The 19,254-nt window shown below is 57.9% G+C and carries 16 protein-coding genes; 6 read left to right on the top strand and 10 right to left on the bottom strand.

Translation table 11 applies throughout. The annotated features are described in order from the left end of the window. The first annotated feature begins 6 nt into the window (after positions 1–6). Positions 7–1,431 (top strand): hypothetical protein, encoded by a 1,425-nt coding sequence (locus tag HF945_RS14880; RefSeq protein ID WP_290523348.1) that lies wholly within the window; start codon positions 7–9, stop codon positions 1,429–1,431. Between the two features lie 575 nt (positions 1,432–2,006). On the opposite strand, the gene HF945_RS14885 is transcribed toward HF945_RS14880, so the two are convergent. From HF945_RS14885 to HF945_RS14900, 4 genes are all read right to left on the bottom strand, one after another. Continuing rightward, positions 2,007–3,287: an aminotransferase class I/II-fold pyridoxal phosphate-dependent enzyme gene (locus HF945_RS14885; RefSeq protein ID WP_290523349.1), complete on the bottom strand. Its 1,281-nt coding sequence runs from the start codon at positions 3,285–3,287 to the stop codon at positions 2,007–2,009. Between the two features lie 254 nt (positions 3,288–3,541). Continuing rightward, on the bottom strand, positions 3,542–5,890 hold the full coding sequence (locus tag HF945_RS14890) for a helicase-related protein (protein WP_290523350.1): 2,349 nt from the start codon (positions 5,888–5,890) through the stop codon (positions 3,542–3,544). Between the two features lie 83 nt (positions 5,891–5,973). After that, the gene (locus HF945_RS14895) at positions 5,974–6,240 is read right to left on the bottom strand and encodes a hypothetical protein (RefSeq protein WP_290523351.1); all 267 of its coding nucleotides are present in this window, start codon (positions 6,238–6,240) and stop codon (positions 5,974–5,976) included. A gap of 13 nt (positions 6,241–6,253) precedes the next feature. Further along, entirely contained in the window at positions 6,254–7,213 is a 960-nt protein-coding gene (locus HF945_RS14900) for a hypothetical protein (RefSeq protein ID WP_290523352.1), read from the bottom strand. A 193-nt stretch (positions 7,214–7,406) separates the two neighbouring features. Between HF945_RS14900 and HF945_RS14905 the strand changes: the two genes are divergently transcribed. Continuing rightward, on the top strand, positions 7,407–7,892 hold the full coding sequence (locus HF945_RS14905) for a YajQ family cyclic di-GMP-binding protein (protein ID WP_290523353.1): 486 nt from the start codon (positions 7,407–7,409) through the stop codon (positions 7,890–7,892). A gap of 226 nt (positions 7,893–8,118) precedes the next feature. Here HF945_RS14905 and HF945_RS14910 read toward each other — a convergent pair whose 3' ends face one another. Continuing rightward, on the bottom strand, positions 8,119–9,366 hold the full coding sequence (locus HF945_RS14910; RefSeq protein WP_290523354.1) for an oxygenase MpaB family protein: 1,248 nt from the start codon (positions 9,364–9,366) through the stop codon (positions 8,119–8,121). Between the two features lie 188 nt (positions 9,367–9,554). Here HF945_RS14910 and HF945_RS14915 point away from each other — a divergent pair, with 188 nt between their 5' ends. Continuing rightward, a complete protein-coding gene (locus HF945_RS14915; protein ID WP_290523355.1) occupies positions 9,555–10,046 on the top strand; it encodes a hypothetical protein in 492 nt (163 codons plus the stop codon). Positions 10,047–10,108: 62 nt separating this feature from the next. Next, positions 10,109–10,762 carry a thiopurine S-methyltransferase gene (tmpT, locus tag HF945_RS14920; protein WP_290523356.1) on the top strand — a complete coding sequence of 218 codons (654 nt, stop codon included), beginning with the start codon at positions 10,109–10,111 and terminating at the stop codon, positions 10,760–10,762. A gap of 2 nt (positions 10,763–10,764) precedes the next feature. Here tmpT and HF945_RS14925 read toward each other — a convergent pair whose 3' ends face one another. Next, the gene (locus HF945_RS14925; protein ID WP_290523357.1) at positions 10,765–11,430 is read right to left on the bottom strand and encodes an SDR family oxidoreductase; all 666 of its coding nucleotides are present in this window, start codon (positions 11,428–11,430) and stop codon (positions 10,765–10,767) included. A 98-nt stretch (positions 11,431–11,528) separates the two neighbouring features. Between HF945_RS14925 and HF945_RS14930 the strand changes: the two genes are divergently transcribed. Continuing rightward, positions 11,529–12,002: a peroxiredoxin gene (locus tag HF945_RS14930; protein ID WP_290523358.1), complete on the top strand. Its 474-nt coding sequence runs from the start codon at positions 11,529–11,531 to the stop codon at positions 12,000–12,002. A gap of 290 nt (positions 12,003–12,292) precedes the next feature. On the opposite strand, the gene HF945_RS14935 is transcribed toward HF945_RS14930, so the two are convergent. From HF945_RS14935 to HF945_RS14950, 4 genes are all read right to left on the bottom strand, one after another. Then, positions 12,293–13,951, bottom strand: a complete 1,659-nt coding sequence (locus tag HF945_RS14935) for a hypothetical protein (protein ID WP_290523359.1) — start codon at positions 13,949–13,951, stop codon at positions 12,293–12,295. A 660-nt stretch (positions 13,952–14,611) separates the two neighbouring features. Beyond that, positions 14,612–15,712 (bottom strand): DUF481 domain-containing protein, encoded by a 1,101-nt coding sequence (locus HF945_RS14940; protein ID WP_290523360.1) that lies wholly within the window; start codon positions 15,710–15,712, stop codon positions 14,612–14,614. Positions 15,713–15,780: 68 nt separating this feature from the next. Then, positions 15,781–16,842 carry a glutaminase A gene (glsA, locus tag HF945_RS14945; protein WP_290523361.1) on the bottom strand — a complete coding sequence of 354 codons (1,062 nt, stop codon included), beginning with the start codon at positions 16,840–16,842 and terminating at the stop codon, positions 15,781–15,783. Between the two features lie 35 nt (positions 16,843–16,877). Further along, positions 16,878–18,047: a DcaP family trimeric outer membrane transporter gene (locus HF945_RS14950; protein WP_290523362.1), complete on the bottom strand. Its 1,170-nt coding sequence runs from the start codon at positions 18,045–18,047 to the stop codon at positions 16,878–16,880. A gap of 312 nt (positions 18,048–18,359) precedes the next feature. Here HF945_RS14950 and HF945_RS14955 point away from each other — a divergent pair, with 312 nt between their 5' ends. Continuing rightward, on the top strand, positions 18,360–19,190 hold the full coding sequence (locus HF945_RS14955) for an HAD-IA family hydrolase (RefSeq protein ID WP_290523363.1): 831 nt from the start codon (positions 18,360–18,362) through the stop codon (positions 19,188–19,190). Positions 19,191–19,254 lie beyond the last annotated feature (64 nt).

Here is a 19,254-nt window from a genome sequence, read left to right on the forward strand (position 1 = left end):
TCGGGAATGCGAAAAATTGCCACTTTTTCGGCCGCGCTCTGCGCTGCCATGCTTGCACCCCACGCCTCCGCGGAAAACAGCGATCAGGACGTGGAACAGCAACTTCAGGAATTGAAAACCCTGCGTCAGAACCTTGAACAGCAGAGCCAGCAATTCGACCAGCGCATCCAGCAGCTGGAGACCGAGCTGTATGGGGAAAGCACCCCGGCACCGGCCGCCACGCCCCAGCCAGGCAGAAGCCTGGGCTACCGTCCCGGCCGGGGCTTCAACCTGTTCAGCTCGGACATGGGCGAGGTAAATTTCGGAGTCTTCAGCTACACCCGTTACCTGAACCAGAAAGACTTCGACCGCACCTATACCGACAGCTTCGGCAACACCAGCAACATTGATCCACGCAACGACTTCCAGTTCCAGAAAGTGAACATCAGCTTCAAGGGCTGGATCTTTGATCCCAAGCTGCAATACCTGTTCTACACCTGGACCTCCAACACCAGTCAGGGCGACCCGGCCCAGGTGGTGGTGGCCGGTAACCTGGGTTATCACTTCAACCCGGCGTTCAAACTGTATGCTGGTATCGGCGCCTTACCCTCCACCCGGTCTACCAACTACACCTTCCCCAACTGGCTGAAGAACGACCACCGCACCATCGCCGATGAATTCTTCCGCGGGTCCTACACCACCGGCATCTGGGCGGAAGGTGAAATCGCCGACGGGCTCAAGTACCGCGCCATGCTGGGCAACAACCTGAGTCAACTCGGGGTCAGCGGTAACCAGCTGGATGACGGTCTGAACACCGCCTCCGGCGCCCTGTGGTGGATGCCCACTACCGGCGAATTCGGCCCCGGTGAAGGGTTTGGCGATTACGAGTTCCACGAACAACTGGCCACCCGCTTCGGCATTCATTTCACACACAGCCGCGAGGATGCCCAGGCCCAGCCCGGCACCAATTCCTTCGAGAACTCCCAGATCCGCTTGTCCGATGGCACCCTGATCTTCCAGCCCGATCCCTTCGAGAACGGAAGCATCATTAATCAGGCCACCTACCAGATGGCTGCGGCCAACGCCGGTCTGAAATACCGGGGCTGGTTCCTGGAGGCAGAGTTCTACCAACGCTGGGTGGACAAGTTCGATGCCACCGGCCCACTGCCGGTGGACGAGCTGGATGACAAGGGCTACTCCATTCAGGCCTCCATGATGGCCATCCCCAAGGTGCTGCAACCCTATGTGGCCTACTCGGAAATCCAGGGTGAGTACGGCACTCCCCATGACCTGAGCGTGGGCTTCAACTGGTTCCCGTTCAAGCGCAAGGAATTCCGCTTCAATGTGCAGGGCCTGTACCTGAAGGATTCCCCGGTGGGTTACAGCAGCGTGCCCTTCCAGGTGGGCGGCAATGGCTGGGCCTTTACCACGGACATGGTGTTGGCGTTTTAGGAAATGCTGCACGCAGCACGCTTCACGCAACATGCGTCTGACACACAAAAGCCCGCCCGGAAATCCGGGCGGGCTTTTTTTGGTTCATAGCGGGTTAGCGGGGAAGCCTGTTGAGCACCCGTATCCGCAAGCGCTGCCCGACTGTCCCTGTGGGAGCTTGCTTGCAAGCGAAGGGGTTTAGGTCGATTGAGGGAAAAGCTTCGCTTGCAAGCTCACCCTTCGGGCCGCACTCCGTGCGTTACTTCGCTACGCTACGTTCCCACATCAAGATCGAAATCGCCTTCAGCCAACCTTGGCCAGGCCCCTTTCCCGAAATTCCGCGATGAACCTTTTTCCTGTCGGTACAAAATTCGCTATACCTCGCGTAGGAGCTCAGCTCGCCTGAGCGATCCGAGCCTAGGCGAGGTAAGGATCCCAGAGGCGCATCTCGAAGACCAAAAACAAACCACGTTCCATGCTTCCGGTCCTGCCCTTCAAAACTCGCTTCTCGCAACTCGAACCTTTTGGATCGCCTGCAGGCAGGCTCCTACGGGGCTATTCTTCGCTCCTACGGAGTCAGTGCGTTATGCAGTGGATCACCCCGCCAGCCAATCGGCAATGCGATCCATGGCGGTGATGCAGCGGCCGCAGTGTTGTTGCAGGAAGGCACGGTCCAGCTCACCGGAATGCGCCGCGGCGCCATCCAGTGCGTACTGGCCATCGAAATCCACAAACGCCTGACGCAGGCTCAACTCACCAGCGGGTCGGCCGAAGGCTTCGCCGGGCAGGGTGGCCACGCCGGTATCATTGAGTAATGACTCACACAGGGCGCCGCTGTCGCGGATACCCCGATCACGAAGCCGCCCTTCCAGCGGGGTGAAATCCGGAAACAGATAGAAGGCCCCGTCCGGCATGGCCAGATCCAGCCCGGCCTGCTGATAGCTGTCTACCTGATAAGAGGCCAGGGCATGCAGAATGCGACGGGCCTGGAACAGGTAATCATCCAGGTCATCGCCGCCATCAAAGGCGGTCACCGCCGCATGCTGAATGGGGGCCGCCACCGAGGTGTAGGTTTCACTGGCCACGGTGGCCATGGCATCACGCAACCAATGCAGGTTGGGCGGGAAAGCGAACGCCCCCAACCGCCAGCCACCGGCGCCACACCATTTGCTCATGCCATCACTGATGATGGTGCCTTCCGGGTAGTAACGGGCAATGGAGCGATGCTGGCCGTTGTACTGCAGCCGCCCGTAGATTTCATCACTGAGCAGAATGAGCCGGTGGTAGCGGGCCACATCGGCAATCTCACGCAGCTCTGCGTCCGTGAAGGTGTATCCGTGGGGGTTGGCGGGATAGTTGAGGATCACCAGGCGCGGGCGCCCGGGATCACGCTGACATAACGCATCCAGACTTTCTGCACTGAGCTTCCACTGGTTCTCGCGGTGAGTGGGCAACCAGTGTACCCGCCGGCCGATGATGCTGGCCTGGGGCGCATAGGACACCCAGCTGGGGGTGGGAATCACCAGGTCACCGTAATAGACCAGCTGAAGAATGAACATCAGCTCCTTGGAGCCGGGGCCGATCATGATGTCTTCGGCGCGGAACGCCGCATCATGCTCCCGGTCCAGGTAACGGGCGATGGCGCCCTGCAGGGCGGGCAACCCCTTCACCGGCAGATAATCCTTTTCTGCAGCGAACTCCTGAAGCGCAGAGACCACCGCGGGAGGCACCGGAAAGGGGGACTGCCCCAGACCAAACTTGAACACGTCCCGCCCCTGCTGGCGCAGGGCATTGCTGCGTTCATTGATGGCCAGGGTGGCAGACACGCCCAGCCCCCGTACATTCAGGTTCAGGTGCACATCGGGCTGAAACGGCATAGGACTTCCCCACCAGTGATCCTGTCTTTCACCCTAGATCAGGGGAGCGAACATGGCAAAGGGCAGCGCCTAACATCAACAAAACTCGACAACCGCAGGAGCCCAACTTGCCCGGGCGAATGGGCTTGAGATACGAGTAACAATTTTTGAATGGCGAAAGACCGAAAAGCGTTTCGGGGAAAAAGGAATGCCGTGCCATTTCCATTCGCCCAGGCGAGCTGGGCGCCTACAGGGAAAGGGTGTGGAAGAGAGCGTCAGCGCACATCCACCAGGCGGCTGGCCTTGCGGTATTTGACCTGCCAGCCGGACCAGGCGGGTAGCTCCCAGCGTTTGGGGTCCCCCTTGCGACCGCCGCTGACATATTCGGCGATCACCTGACGCACCGGCACCTTGTAGTGAATCCGCAGTTTCAGGTCGCTGAGATTCACTCGACGCGGGTAGGTGTCATCGAACCGCTCCCGCTCCCACGGCGGAATACCGTCAAAGCGCAGATCGTCCGGTTCCAGCAGATCCGCATCCTCCATATGCTCCACCCCCAGCTGGTGAAGTCTGGCCTGCAACCAATCCGCCGCCTCCGGCACCTCGCCATCACCTTCTCCCAGGGCCACGTAGAGCTGCCAGGCCGCCAGGTCATCCAGCAATTGTTCTCCCACCGGTGCCAGCATGTTGCCCTCGAGGATCAACCCGGCCAGCACCTGGCGGGCCGCCTCGCCTTCCGGTTCCGCCACGTCCGTGTGAATCACCCGCCCGGCGTAACACCACTCCCGGGTGGCCACCGGCCCGCCCTCCTGTTGACGCACCGGTCCCACCCGCGACTGGGCCAGCCCCTGTTCCACCAACGCCATGAGCGGTACCGGCGCCAGGCAGGTGGCGGCGGTGAACGTCTGCCGGGTACCGCGACCGGAAACACTGTGACTGTCCAGCACGATGGCGGCTTCGGCGCCTTCAGCGAACCGTGAGCTCTCGCTGATCCAGACTTCGCTGTCACCATTGCCCATGGCCTCCCGCCGTTTCTGTTTTTCCCGGCGCACAAAGACCGCACGGGGAAAGGCCTGCAGCACCGCCCGCCAGATCCGCTCACGGTCTTCCTCCATGACGGCGGGGATGGCCGGCAACTCAAGCAGGCCGCGCATCTGTCCGGCCAGTTTGCGTGCCTCGTCGCGGGCAGAATGATTGGGCTTCAACGCCGCCGGTGGTGTTTGCCGGATGGCCTGCACCAGAGTGGTGGCGTCACAGGGATGGGGCTGCCAGGCTGCCAGGGCCTGGCGGCCTTCCTCACTGCCGGGCAGGCTCAATGGACGACGCCAGGCACTGAGGGCCGCCGCCAGATCCACCATGAAACCGCGGCTTTCCTCATCCGGCATGGCCATGATCAGGTGCGCAAAGAAGGTATCCACCGGCAGGGCGAACAGGGCCTGACCCCGTGCCGTGGCAAGGCCGTTGTCATCCAGGGCGTCCAGCAGGTTCAGTTGCTCCCGGGCCCGCTGAAGGGTGTGCGCCGGCAATGGATCGGGGAAATCCAGATCCTCAATGCGGGCGCCGGCACAGGCCGCCGCCAGCACCAGATCGTCCAGTTCCTCGCGCTGGATCTCCGGTGGCGTGCGGGTATCCAGGGGCGCGTTTTCTCCCCACAGGCGAATCACCCGGCCCGGGTCGGTTCGCCCTGCACGGCCCTTGCGTTGCTCCGCGCTGGCCCGGGAAATCGCCTCCAGGGACAGCACCGTGCGGCCATTGCGCTGGTGGGTGCGACGCTCCAGGCCACTGTCCACCACCAGGGTGACGCCGGGAATGGTCAGGGAGGTTTCCGCCACATTGGTGGCCACGATGATGCGCCGCCGCGGCCCGGGCTGCAGGGCCCGCTGCTGGTCCTTCGCCGGCACACTGGCATGGAGGGGAATCACATCCGCATCCAGACCCTTCAGGGCGGTGACCGTCTGCTGGATTTCCTTGCGCCCGGGCATGAACACCAACACATCACCCGGGGCCTGCGCGATCCCCTGTGTCACTGCCGTCAGAACCCGCTGAGCCAGATCTCGCCCCGATGGCATCTGCCGATCATTGGCCGCCTGATACTGTTCGCTCACCGCAAAGCCACGGCCATCGGAACTCACCTGTTGCGCCTGGAGATAGTGGGCCAGCCGGGGGCCGTCCAGGGTGGCGGAGGTGACAATCAGGCGGTGGCGTCCCTGTGCCTTTAGCAGGGCCAACAGTAGATCCGTATCCCAGCGGCGCTCGTGGAATTCATCCAGCATCACGGTATCGAACGAAGCCAGCCGCCCCTCCCGCAACCAGCGCAGGGCGATGCCCGGGGTCACAAAAACAATGCGGGTATCGTCCGTGCAGGCCTGATCGAAACGGATCGCGTAGCCCACACTCTGCCCGGGTGGTTCATCACGCTGTGATGCCAGGAACCCGGCCAGGGCACTGCAGGCCACCCGGCGCGGCTCCACCACCAATACCCGGCCATGCTCTGCTGCCCAGAGTGGCAGGCGGGTGGACTTGCCGGAGCCGGTAGCCGCCGACACCACCACAGGCCCGCCCTGCAAGGCTGCAGAAACCTGATTCTTAATGGCATCAATGGGCAGGGAGTCGAAACCGGTCATGGTATCCGTCAGTAACATGTCAGACGGGGATGGTACCGACCGGGGAGGGGAAAAGGCCACCGCCGCTGGCGGTGGCCTGTGGATCAGACCTTCAGATACTTGGCCGCCTTGCTGTCGGCTTTCTTGGCCAGCGGCTTGAGTTCGGCAATCTTCTTGCACACCTCATCGCATTCTTCCTTGCTCAAGGCGTGGCCTTCCACCGCCTTGTGCAACTGGCTCATGTAGTTATCCAGCACCGAGATCACCGACAGGTGGATCACCGGCGCAATGGACGACTTTTTCTGCTGCGGGCGCTGCTTGCGATGTGCCTGTTCCCAGCGTTTTTCAAATTCCTTGTGACTGAGCGACATGCTTTCCTCCTTGTCAGAATGTCAGCTTGTTGACGCTGATACTGTTGAGCCCCAGTTCGCCACCGCTAATGCCTTCCAGAGACACCGGCAGGCTGATGTCGTCCAGTGACACCTTGCCCAGGTCTGCGGCCAGCTGGGCATCACTGAGCGTCATGCTGCCCACATCGAGATGCACGGTGGGAGTGACCCGGATGCTGACCTTGAGAAGGCCGATATCAATACCCAGAGACTTGTCCGACGCGGTGGCGTCAGCACTGAAGGAGCCACTGGTGGCTGCCGGCATGTTCACCGCCGGAATCGCCACGTTTTCCAGGCTGGCACCGGGCAGGTTGAGCTTCCCGGTCGGCGCGGCACGGTTGACGCGCATGGCTTCACCGTCTGCGGACGGCACTGTCACCGAACTGAGCGTCAGATCGCCCACGCCCATGCCGGTAATGGACAGGCCCGCACTGGGCAGGCTGAGCTTGTCCAGCCGCACCCCGCTGAGATCCAGATTGCCCAGATCCAGCTGGTCGATGGGTTTCATCTCGGCCACCAGACCGGGGATGTCGATACTGGGGATCTGCAGGTCGATATCCCCCAGATCCGGGACCGTGATGGTGCCCAGATCCACCGGGATATCCAGGCTGCCCATGTTTTCGCTGCCGTCCCAGCTACCGATCCAGCCCAGGTCGATTTCCCAGTCCAGGTGAAAACCCAGCTCTACAATACTACGGACCTGATTGAGTACCGCGTTGGCATTGTTGACGCTGGCCGAGCCGTTCTGCACCTTCAGGCTGCCAATGCTGGCGCTCCCCAGATTGACCTTTTCCACCTTGAGGTTGTTGAGCGTGCCGTTGTCGACGCTGACCTGGTCGATGGCGATCTTGCGGGATACCTGGGCCCCAAGCAGCCCCAGGCGGGTAAGCAGGTCCCTTGAAACAGGCAGGGACTCCATCAGACTGTCTGCAGACAGCCGTTCCTTGAGTGACATGATTTTTGCCTCCTGGCTTTATGAACGTGCTACGCACTCCTGCGCAGCACAGGCAACATAAACCCGGAGACGGTTCACTAATATGCGTCAAATGTACCAATTTCCAGGAATGTGATCTCCGTTACAACCTGCCCCCGATGACCATGTGCGGGTATACTTGGCAACCTTTGAACCAGCAAGGGAAGCCGACGCCATGCCGTCCTTTGATATTGTTTCCGAAATTGATGAAGTGGCCCTGCGCCATGCGGTGGAAAACGCCAACCGTGATCTTGCCAACCGTTTTGATTTCCGCGGTGTCGAGGCCAGTATTGAACAGAAAGGCCTGACCGTGACCCTGAAGACGGAATCCGACTTTCAGGTACAGCAGCTGGAAGACATCTTCGCCAAGGCCGCGGTCAAACAGGGCATCAGTGCGGGTGGGGCCGATCGCCCGGACAAACCCGAACACAGTGGCAAGACCTTCTCCATTACCCTCACCTTCAAGCAAGGTATTGAACAGCCCACCGCCAAACAGATCGTCAAACTGATCAAGGATGCCAAACTGAAAGTGCAGGCTTCCATTCAGGGGGATTCGGTGCGGGTTAACGGCAAGAAGCGTGACGACCTGCAAACCGCCATTGCGCTGCTGAAGGAATCCAAGATCGAGATTCCTCTGCAGTTCAATAATTTTCGGGACTGAGATCAGCTTCCAGCTATGAGCTATCAGCTGTGAGCTACAAGCTACAACGCGAGTGAAGTACTGTAGAGACTGAAACGCAAGAGGCCGCGCCTGGAATCCAGGCGCGGCCTCTTGCGTTATGGCAGACGGTTTTTGTAGGAGCGGTGGTTCCACCGCGAAATGCTACTGCGGTGATGAAATGCTTTCGCGGTCGAACGACCGCTCCTACGGTGCGTTTATCCTGCCGCTATCGGAACAGCTTTTTCACCGGCGTGAAAGTTGTGTCCGCCTTCATCTTTTTCACCTGCTCGGGGAACTGGCTCTTGCGCGCTTTCTCGCCCAGCCACATCAGCACCCGGTTGGAACCGGGGGTGGCCTTGCGGACCAGCTCTGCGCCCATGCGTAAAGGTGCCTGGGCCGGCCAGAAATATTTGGTCATGGTCTTCGGTAGCCCCAGTTTGTCAGCCGCTTCATCACCAAGAATATAGCGGCTGTAACCGGCACGCAGGGTGTACTCCAGTTTGCCGATATTTTTCTGCAGCCATCCGTCACGATCCTGGAGTGACGCCCTGGCCAGCGCCTCACCCAATCGACGGGTGTCATCATCACTCTCACCAATAGTCGCAATCAGGTGATACAACGCCCGCATGCTGTCCTGTTCATTGGTGGGCAGGATGCGTTCGTCCACCCCCATCAGGTACCCCACATAGCGCCACAGGTGAACAACTGCTTCCCGCTCGCGACGACTGAACAGATACCCCAATGACCGCAGCCCGGTAAGGAAGATCACCGAAAACTCCAGAATGGTCCCCATGGAATCCCACTGGTTGAGCGGGTAGCCCCAGCGCATGTCCCAGTTATCAGACTTGAGCAGCATGCTGCGCACCTGGGCATGCATCAGCCTTACCCGCACCGCACTCTTGAAACCCTCCTGATCCCGCTCCAGACCGCCCGGGGTAGTGACATCCATCCAGAATTTGCCGGTTTCCACCAGGCGCCGGTTCGCCATACGATCCAGCTGGCCAGTAAACACCAACGGCTTGGCAGCCGCGCCGGCAAGATAGCCCCCCATCAACGACATGTTGCGCAATACCAGTTCGCCGGACATCCCAACCCGATAGGACACTTCACAGCCCAGCCGCAGCAGCTCACGATCGAGCCAGATCGGTTCATGATCCACCTGACTAAACAGGGCCTGGAGCTCAGCCGGCGCGTCGGTCACGCTGCCTATACCCTGCTCCAGTGCCTGATCGACCAGCTTGCGCCCCTTGCCTGCTGGCAATTGGCCATACATGGCGACGACCGCATCGGCCAGCGGATCACCGGAGAGAATGGATTCACGAATCACCGCCATCTGCCCCTGTGTCGGCTGGGGATCGGAGCCCAGTATCCACTTGAAAAGTGTGCGGACCTTTCTGACTTCCGGACGGTTCGGGTCGCCCACACGATTCAAGCGGGCCGGATCCAGCGGCAGTTCCTGCAGCATGGCAGTCATGATTCTCTCCTTGCCAGCAACACTGACAAAACTGGTAAGTTCTTGATGCCATAACCTTGTCGCTGAAACCCGGGGATGGCAATGAATCACCGGGCAGAATGTCCCTGTATGACAGAAACAGATTTCACTTTTTTATCCACCCGTAACTTGCTAGTTTCACTTTCTTGTAAAAAGAAAGGATCGGTTTCATGTCCCACTCTATCGACCAGGCCGCTCGCCGCATGACACTGCTATGGTTTGTGGTCCTCTCCGGGCCCTTATTGATTGGCATCGGTATCAGCATGCTGGTCTGGCTGGGTAACTATTCCGCACCAGTGATACTGCTGCCAGAGGATACGCTCCGCATGGTGGCCATGGGCGCCATGGGACTGATGCTGGTTATCAGCAGGCCCTTGCGTAACCTGCTGCTTTCGCCCGCCAGCATCGCCAAACGCACGGTACACGGCAGCAGCAGCGACATTGAGCAACAGGCAGCAGCGCAAACCCAGGCCAGCATGTTCCTGCTGCTGGGATTACTGGACAGTGTGTCGATGATGATTCTGGCAATGAGCCTGATGCAGGCCGATGCCGAACTGGCGTTGCTGAACGGCATCTATACGTTGATTCTCGGCGTCATTGCGAAGCCGGACTTCACCCGGCTGATCCGGGAAACCGGGCAACAGCTTCGCCAGACAACCTGAACACCCCACGCCCCTGCCGACCAGCAACAGGGGCAACATCACCTGGTCACTGGAGGCGTCGAATGGAACCGGATTTCTGGCAGGAAAAATGGCAGAAGAATGAAATCGGCTTTCATCTCAGTCAGATTCATCCATTGTTGAAACGCTACTGGTCACAACTTGGCCCAGCCTCCACAGGGCGGGTTTTCGTGCCCCTGTGTGGCAAGACACTGGATATGCATTATCTTCGGGAACAAGGCGCAGACGTGGTTGGTGCCGAATTGGCTGAACACGCCGTTATCGCCTTTTTCGAGGAAGCGGGCCTGGACCCCGCCGTCTCCGACTGGCACGGCGGCAAGTGCTACCGCACTGAGGGCATCACCCTGTTCCAGGGCGATATCTTCACGCTGGATCAGAGCACGCTGGGGCCCATTGATGCGGTTTATGATCGCGCCGCCGTCATTGCCCTGCCACCAGCATTACGTCAACAGTACGCCCTGCATTTAATCAACCTGGCCGGCAACGCAGCGCAATTGCTGATCACCCTGAGCTACGATCAATCGGCCATGGCAGGCCCGCCATTCTCTGTGGATGCGGACAATGTGAAGGATCTCTACGGCCGGCACTATGATCTGAACTGTCTGTCCAGCAAGAATATTATTGAGCATGAGCCCCGCTTTAGAGAACGCGGGCTCAGCACACTGACAGAGAGCTGCTGGCAATTGACCCCGAAGTAACTCTACCAGGGCAGTTCGGTGCCATCGCTGTGCCAGAAGGTACCGCTGCTTTGCAGTGACAATCCGTCCATGCGCGCGATCAATGCCGTTGCCGCCTGGGCGACGGTCAAATTGCCGCTGTGACCGGTCATATCAGTCTGCACCCATCCGGGGTGGAGAATCGCCACCGCAATGCCTCGCGGTTTGAGATCATGGGCCAGTGACTTGCCCGCCGCATTCAGCGCGGCCTTGCTCATCCGGTAACCGTAGCGGCCTCCGGAAGTGTTGTCCGCAATCGACCCCATCCGCGAAGTCATCAAGCCCACCTTGCTGCCGGCATGCAGATTCTCCAGCAGCCCCATCGTCACGCGTAGCGGCCCCAAGGTATTGACCTCGAACTGCTCACGGATCTGGTCATAGTTCATGTGATCCACGGTTTCATTACGCATGATGCCCGCGTTGTTGAACAGCACATCCACAGCGGTATCACCCAGACCACTTTGCAGATTGATGACGCCATCTTCCCGGCTCACATCAATGCCATGCAGGATTTCCACACCCAGCTTTTCCAGCGCGACCGAGGGCTCACGGCAGGTGGCAATCACCCGCTCTCCCCGTGCTTTCCAGATTTCAGCCATGGCCAGGCCGATGCCACGGTTGGCGCCTGTGATGACGATGGTTTGACTCATTGCTCACTCCGGTTCATGGTCTCTTGAATCCCTGATATTGGCCCCAACAGTGAATAGATACCTTCAACACATTTCAACTGACGAGCCAAGGAGCACTCATGACTATCACCACAGGCGATACCCTTCCCACCATCACTATCAAGACCAACGGCGAAAACGGCCCGGAAGATCTCAACACCGGTGAATTTTTCAAGGGGCGCAAGGTCGTGTTGTTCGCGGTACCCGGCGCGTTCACCCCCGGCTGCTCCAATACCCATATGCCCGGCTTCGTGGTGAACGCCGATGCCATTCTTGAAAAGGCCGACGCCATCGCCTGTATGGCGGTGAACGATGCCTTTGTCATGGATGCCTGGCAGAAAGACCAGAATGCCGAGCACATCACCATGCTGGCCGACGGCAATGCGGAATTCACCAAGGCACTGGGGCTGGACATGGATGCCAGCGGCTTTGGCATGGGCCCGCGCAGTAAACGCTTTGCCATGATCGTCAACGATGGTGTGGTGGAATATATCGGTGTGGATGACAAGGGCGTAGAAAAGAGCAGCGCCGAGACGGTGCTCGCGCAGTTGTAATTACGCGCTTGAAGTCTAAAAAATATTTCACTTCAATCCGTAGGAGCCAGCCTGCTGGCGATATCTTTCGCTTTCAGGACTGCTCCTACTGCTGCCCCTGCTTCTTTGCCACCACCAGCAATGAAACAATAAGTTCAAAGTTAAGAGTTTAAAGTTGAAAAGGCGCGAGGCAAGTTTTTCTCTTTTTGAGTCTCTGTGCCCGGGCCATTACCAGAGCGCGCGGGCACGGTATTGCAAACCTCTTCGGCCTGACCCGCGTTTGAACTTTTAACTTTAAACTTTTAACTGCTTCAATCCCCTGATATTCGATTGCGTTCGATAAAGCGGGTGGAGTCACCACCGAACGATCCACCATAACTTTCGCGCACCATGATGCGGTCACCGATACCATGCAGCTTGTACTGGTTCTGCAGGGTCAGCCCATAATTGGGCAAATGGGTGGTATCCACTTCCTTGTTGGTTTTCTCACTGGCCGTGACTTTGTGATCAATAAAATCCTGCTCGTAACCCAACTCAAGAATGGGGGAATTTTCATCCACGTTGGCGACGGCATGGCCATAAATTGAGCGCGCTTCATCGTCATGGAAATCCGGCTGATAATACGGCCAGATTTCTTCTTCAAGAAAGTTGCTCCTGAACCACTGGGGTGAAAAGGAACTTTGTCCCGTGGCCAGAAAAGCGCCACGAATCCTCGATGATTCACGGCGCACCGGGGATGGGTCATCCGGGTTGGAAATCTCTTTTACTGCGGCATGAATGCCGGCCCCTGCGCCCAGCGAAGAACCGGTGACGAAGATGTCATCCGGATTGATCTTGAACACCTCGGCATAATGGCGGAAGAACTGGATCGCATGGCTCATGTCATTCAGCGAAACAGGATAGCCATTTGCATCTACATCCTTGGCTGGATGACGAAAGTCCAGCGCTGCCACCGTAACGCCTCCCGGGCCACCACCCTCGATACCCAGATAGGCCTGCAATGTGCCTTTCTTCGGACCCCGCATGGTCTCTTTATTGTGATTGGCAGAATGCGCGTAAATCACCAGGGTGTTGGTTTCGCTGCCACTGTGCACCCGACCATCCGGCGTCGGGTAGTAGACATCAATGCGCAGTCCATTGGGGTCTGTGTCCGGACCGACCAAGGGCAGCCAGCTGACGCTGCTGTCGCCATAGTAGATATTCTCGTAATAACCACATACCGGATCACAGCTTCCGTCTGTTACGTAGTGACTGTTCATCAACGTGCCGTCAAACGGGCCCGGTGCATCGGCACCGGCAGGAGCCGGGCCACCGGTAATCCATTTTTCACCACAGGCCTGGCCGGCATCCGTGTCCACACAGATCCTCACATGGGTACTCTCCCCCACGGCCAACCCCCAGGGATAAGTGATGGAAAATGCACTGCCCTCATTGCTGCCTTTGTTTTGGGTTGCCGCCAGGCTGCCATCCACATAGTAGTAGTGGCTTGAGCTGCTTGGTTTCAACACGTCATAGGCTATGTCGAAGGGCTGACCGGCAGGCACATGGTTGTTGACGCCAACGGTGTGTACTTCCACCGCCTGTTCCAGCTGCAATACATGACCAGCACGAATGCTGATTTCATCACAGACCAGATCGCCGCCATGCTGCAGACAAACCGCAATCGTTTTACGGTCGCCGTCGGAAAAACCGCCGGGATAGGTCACAGAGAATTCACCCGGCTGGGAACCGGTACTGCTGTTGCTACGGGTTTTTTTCAGCACCCCGTCAACATAGTAATAGTGACTGGACGTACTCGTGTCGGTGACTTCATAACGAATAGGAAAGGGCTCGCCGGGTGGCACCACATTGCCCTCTCCCACAGGCAGAATCCGCACCTGGAAATTCTGTGCAGCCAGAAGCTGGCCGCCCATTGCCGACAACAATATAAAAAGACTATACAGCAACCCCTTTCTTGATAGCGATTTCATGACAACGCCTCCCGATATGGCGCCAAAACTTTCTCCTGAGAATAAGACCCTGGTTCCGGTCCGGCCATTAAAAGAGACACCGATCGAATCAATTCTCAAAATTCTGTATGACAGGATAGAGAGACGCCAAATAATGCCTAACCGAAAGAATGACGATTCCGGAATTAGTCGTATTCACAGGAATAAATTTACAACAGGCTTGATCCCTGTCTTTGCATTGGGCCAGGGGATTAAGGCAGGACGGCTTCGATTAACAAAGAATGCGGCATGGCGGGCTCTGGGAGCATGCCTTAGTCGACAGCCGCATTCGTTCAGCAAGCTGAACCTCCCACACAGTCAGAAAAGCCAGTTTGAGCACAGTGATCACAGAGCTATAACAATGGATTTCCCTCCGTGGCCTCCTTAATCGCTGTACCCGCTGCTGGAGCGTAGCGAAGGGAAAGACGCGAGTTTCGAGATACGCGTTTCGAAAGGCAAAACCGAACTCATGGCCTCATTGAAAGGGGTTTGGGTATTGAGCTTCGAGAGGCGCTTCTGAAACCCTTACCTCGCTTAGGCTCCGATCGCCTGCCGGCAGGCTCCTACGGAAAGGAGGGGGCTTTCCCGAAATCCGCGATGAACAAAAAAATCCCGCCAGGCAGTGCTGGCAGGAACCGGTTATCAGATTTCAAGATTCAGACCCAAGGTGGCAGTAAAGTCATCTTTTTCCGGGGTAATGCCATTACTGTCTGGCTGCGGACTCTCAATGCGCTTCCAGGAACCGGCGATGCGCAGGTCCAGACGACTGGTGAGATCCACATCCAGCGCGGTGTAGAAATCATGCTTGGCGCGCCCACCCTTCGTCTCCGTCAGCGTGACCTGGTATTCAAACAGGATATCGATATTGTCCGTCAGCTCCTGATCGTAAAACGAGCTGAGCAAGAGCGCCGGCGTAGCAATGGTTCTGTCTTCGCCCGGGGCCACATCCACGTATTCGGTACGCTGATAACCGGGGCCGGCCGCCACCAGCCAATCCAGTTTTGGCGTATCAAATATCTGATAACCGCCACCAAAACCCAGCGTCCATTCTGCTGCCCGGTTCTGGAAAGGATCACGGTAATACTGTGCCTGCACCGGCCGGAAGAACCAGCGGTTGCTGACTCGGTAATCGTGAGTGACTTCAGCGCTATGGTTATTGGCAATCTGCTCGGAAGATGACTCGGAGTAATTCCCGGTATAGCTCATCCGGGTACTGTTCTTCACGGTTCGTCGTTTCAGGGAAACCTTGGTGTTCAGGTCTTTCTGTTCCACGTTACCACTGCGGAAATTGAGGCCCACCGATACATCCGCGGTCCACAGATCGAACTCCCTGGGCGACGCGCTGGCGATCCCCACTACCTGCTCAAATTCCACAGGCTCACCACCGATCATCAGTTTGCCGCTTTCCGTGGTCAGCCGGCCAAGAATAATATCGCCACCCTCCATCAGCACCGACATCACCCGACCTGTGCGGATATAGGCAACATCTTCCCAATCGATAGAAATCAGATCAAAGTGATCACTGTCGATCTCCACGGATTCATCAAGCAGGACTTTCAGGCGCCCTTTTACCCATTCACCGGTATCTACCTGAATCCAGTCCCACTGCTGCACATCAAACAGGGGCGGTGTCCAGACTTCCGGGGGTTTGGCGGCACTGTCGAAGGTTTGTTCCGCGTATGCACAAACAGGCAATCCAGTCACAACGAAAGAGGCAGCCAGAACGGCTGCCTTTTTCATCATGCCTGTTCTGCAACAGGACTTTGAGGCCGGAGCCGGCAGTGCCGGGCCGGCAGAGAGGAGGTCAGTCATTACTTACCGTACGGTTGAGCCTCGTAGGGGTTGCCGCCCAGTGCGGCAGAGATGTCGGCGATGGCCTTCTGGGCACGGACGCTGTTACCCGCGGCATCCAGCGGCGGAGAGATAGCGGCAATGCCGAACTTGCCCGGGGAAACGGCGATGATACCGCCGCCCACACCACTCTTGGCGGGCAAGCCAGTTTTATACAGCCACTTGCCGGCGTCATCATACAGACCTGCCGTGGCCATGACCGCCAGGATCTCCGGCATATCCGCCGGTTTCACCAGTTCCTTGCCGGTGACCGGGTTGGTACCCGCGTTGGCCAGGGTAGCCGCCATCATGCCCAGGTCCTTGGCATTCACACCAACTGAACACTGACGGGTATAGATGTCGGTGGCCTGCAGCGGATCGCCCTCGATATGGCCATAGGCATACATCAGGTGGGCAATCGCCTGGTTACGCTGGTTGGTGGCCGCTTCAGACTTGTAGATGTCTTCCAGCACGGTGAGCTCACGCCCGGCAAAGTCGCTGTAGTAACCGAGGATCTTGTTCCAGATCTCGTTGTAGCTCTTGCCTTCCACCATGCTGGTGGTGGTGATGGCACCGGCGTTCACCAGCGGGTTCATTTCATGCCCCTGGTTCTGCTCGATGGCGTAGATGGAGTTGAACACCTGGCCAGTGGCATCCACACCCACATTCTTGGGCAGTGCATCAATGCCTTTCTCTTCGGTCACCTTGGCCATGGTGAATACCTTGGAGATAGACTGGATCGACACTTCGGATTCAATGTCGCCCACGGTATAGACCTTGCCATCCACGGTCACCAGAACGATGCCGAAGATGTTGGAATCCACCTTGTCCAGCGCCGGGATGTAATCCGCGTTGGCGCCTTCCTTCAAGCCTTTGTACTTGTCGTAGGCCTTCTTCAGTTCGGCATTGATATTCTTTTCGGTGAGTTTGCTGTCCACCGGGCCGGCCGCGGCCGTTGCCTCGGATTCAGCCGAACAGCTGGCGCTGGCCATGGCCAGCATGCCGGCAAACATCAGGCTGAAAAACTTACGTGAATATTGCATTGCTCATGCTCCCTCTGAGTGATTCCGCCCGCTGGTTACAGCAGGTTTCCGCTGGAAAAGTTGTACTTCACGCTGAACTGCACGCGACGGTCGTAACCGGTGGTGCCATCATTGGAAGTGCGTTTGCCGAACAGGTATTCCACCCCCATCAGGACTTTGTCATTTGGTGTGTGCAGCAGGTTAACGGAGGCATATTCGCCCTTCTCGAAGGCATCAGCAGTCTGGAAATCCATGTTGTCGATTTCCGTGGAGCTGTAGCCGATGGAGGAGCTGTAGCGGTCATTCCAGTAGTGATCATAGTAGGCAATGAGGCCTGTAAGCGGCACTACCTTGTAATCCGGATCGGCCGCATCGCCATCAGGTGCCATGTCCACGCCGCCATCATTCATGTAGTTGGAAATACCATCACCGTGGACAACGCCCAGAATGATACGGTCTTTTTCAAACATGTTGATGGTACCGGTAAGGTTCACCCCCCAGCCCAACTCGCTGTCATCAGGTTCGCCGTCCAGACCACCCGGGGTGTCATACCCCACCTGGCGCAGGATACCGGCCACCTGGAAATGCCCCCAATCTTCCACCTGGCGGAAGTGCGCGGTCAGATCCGGGTATTCGTCATCACCCGAGGTGGTGTTCGGGTCCAACCCGTTATCCACACCACTACCCGGGTTTTCAATGGCGACGGCCACCGTGGAATCACCCTGGATCGGGGTCCAGCGAATCTGCGGATTGCGCAGGAATACCATGCCGGACGGCCCCCAGTAATCAATTACGTTGGGGAACACATCTCCATCCATGAACACACTGTTGGTCTGGCCGGCAAGAATGGATTTCCATTCGCCGTAGGCGTGTCGCAAACGAATGGTAGTCTGCCCTTCATCGGCGCCGACGCCGAACATATCGAATTCGAACTTGGTGGTTAACGGAGCATCACCCGCCATGGTGCTGGCATTTACGCCCAGACGACTCTGACGAACACCGAGTACAGCCTGGCCATCACTGCCAACCGCATCCTGGTTATAGGGAATGCGGCCCGGGCGCAATGTGTCTTCCCACTCCGGGGTAACACGATCAAAGCCCTGCACATAATCCACCATACCAAAGCCATAGACTTCAAAGGAGGAATCGGATTCGGCAGCCACACAAGCAAGAGGCGCCATCAGCATGGCAGCACTGAGGCCTCTAAGAGGAAAGGTCTTTCGCATGATATTCATCCCTGGTTGTTCTTGATCTACCACCGCTCTCCCTGGCGAGGAATCAGCAGCAATGGCACAAAGGTGTTGCAGCAGTTCCACGCCTGATATGAACACAAAGCCGAATCATAGTCATCACTCTGCCAAGCGATTAAGGCTGAATAATGACAACGCGGTCACACTACACTTTGACGCCAGCCTCATGTGCAGTATTCACTATGAGAGCAAGGGAGCCTCTGAATAACTCCTTGCACGCTCTAGGCCACGCTGAGTACGCAAGGAGTTATTCAGAGGCTCCCAAGGACAACTAACAGGAATTCCTTCATGAGCATACTCCAGCTTCCTGATGCCCACCCCGAAGCCATCCTGCTGGATTGGCACGCCACCCTGGTGGACACCCACGATGCCATGTACCACGCCGTGGACGATGTACTGCCGCACCTGGAAGAACTGGACCTGTGGTACAACCTGCTCGATCCTGACGATTCAAAAACTATTGAAGATGCCAAACTGCTGATCTACGTGAAGGATCACCGCCGGCTGCATCCCAAGATCGTTGCCCAACGCAAGATTTCCCGCACCGATATCTTTGAAGTGTTGTTTGGCAGCGACCAGGACGCCAAGGGGCGTGCACACAAGGCCTTTGACCAGGCGTACAAGAAATATGTGGAAGCGGTATTCCCACTGGAAGCAGACATTCGCCAACAACTTGAGCGCATCCGCGCCCTGGACATCAGGACCGGCCTGATCTCCAACCGCAAACGGGACTTTCTGGAGCACGAACTGGCGCTGGTGGATGGCAACGGCTGGGAGGACCTGTTCGATGTAGTGGTGTGCGGCAGTGATGTGGCCCGGCGCAAACCGGCCCCGGACATGCTCCTGAAAGCCCTGGACAAACTGGGACTGCCCCCCGGCCTGGACTGCTGGTACATCGGCGACAGCACCACCGACGTGATCGCTGCCAAGGAAGCCGGCATCACCTCCATCTTCTATAACGGTGCGGGCTGGGACCAGGCCTGGCTGGACAAGATCTTTCCTGATACCACCAAACACCCACACCGCCCGGATGCCGTGGTCGGCAGTATTGCCGAACTCACCGACCTGACCCGACATCTGCTGGCACAGCACAAGCGAGTGGAACGCGCCCGCAGCTGACGATTGGCCTGTTTGAACCCCTGCAAATAGGTACACTCGTACCAATTTCAGTGCGGAGAGAGAA

This window comes from Alcanivorax sp. (assembly GCF_017794965.1).
GTDB lineage: Bacteria > Pseudomonadota > Gammaproteobacteria > Pseudomonadales > Alcanivoracaceae > Alcanivorax.

What these genes read in the sequence shown, in the direction of transcription:
- HF945_RS14910 (WP_290523354.1), bottom strand. Translation starts at nt 9,366, where the DNA reads ATGACTGCCATGCTGCAGGAACTGCCGCTGGATCCGGCCCGCTTGAAT.
- HF945_RS14925 (WP_290523357.1), bottom strand. Translation starts at nt 11,430, where the DNA reads ATGAGTCAAACCATCGTCATCACAGGCGCCAACCGTGGCATCGGCCTG.
- HF945_RS14930 (WP_290523358.1), top strand. Translation starts at nt 11,529, where the DNA reads ATGACTATCACCACAGGCGATACCCTTCCCACCATCACTATCAAGACC.
- HF945_RS14915 (WP_290523355.1), top strand. Translation starts at nt 9,555, where the DNA reads ATGTCCCACTCTATCGACCAGGCCGCTCGCCGCATGACACTGCTATGG.
- glsA (WP_290523361.1), bottom strand. Translation starts at nt 16,842, where the DNA reads ATGCAATATTCACGTAAGTTTTTCAGCCTGATGTTTGCCGGCATGCTG.
- HF945_RS14905 (WP_290523353.1), top strand. Translation starts at nt 7,407, where the DNA reads ATGCCGTCCTTTGATATTGTTTCCGAAATTGATGAAGTGGCCCTGCGC.
- HF945_RS14880 (WP_290523348.1), top strand. Translation starts at nt 7, where the DNA reads ATGCGAAAAATTGCCACTTTTTCGGCCGCGCTCTGCGCTGCCATGCTT.
- HF945_RS14940 (WP_290523360.1), bottom strand. Translation starts at nt 15,712, where the DNA reads ATGATGAAAAAGGCAGCCGTTCTGGCTGCCTCTTTCGTTGTGACTGGA.
- HF945_RS14955 (WP_290523363.1), top strand. Translation starts at nt 18,360, where the DNA reads ATGAGCATACTCCAGCTTCCTGATGCCCACCCCGAAGCCATCCTGCTG.
- HF945_RS14950 (WP_290523362.1), bottom strand. Translation starts at nt 18,047, where the DNA reads ATGCGAAAGACCTTTCCTCTTAGAGGCCTCAGTGCTGCCATGCTGATG.
- HF945_RS14900 (WP_290523352.1), bottom strand. Translation starts at nt 7,213, where the DNA reads ATGTCACTCAAGGAACGGCTGTCTGCAGACAGTCTGATGGAGTCCCTG.
- HF945_RS14885 (WP_290523349.1), bottom strand. Translation starts at nt 3,287, where the DNA reads ATGCCGTTTCAGCCCGATGTGCACCTGAACCTGAATGTACGGGGGCTG.
- tmpT (WP_290523356.1), top strand. Translation starts at nt 10,109, where the DNA reads ATGGAACCGGATTTCTGGCAGGAAAAATGGCAGAAGAATGAAATCGGC.
- HF945_RS14895 (WP_290523351.1), bottom strand. Translation starts at nt 6,240, where the DNA reads ATGTCGCTCAGTCACAAGGAATTTGAAAAACGCTGGGAACAGGCACAT.
- HF945_RS14890 (WP_290523350.1), bottom strand. Translation starts at nt 5,890, where the DNA reads ATGACCGGTTTCGACTCCCTGCCCATTGATGCCATTAAGAATCAGGTT.
- HF945_RS14935 (WP_290523359.1), bottom strand. Translation starts at nt 13,951, where the DNA reads ATGAAATCGCTATCAAGAAAGGGGTTGCTGTATAGTCTTTTTATATTG.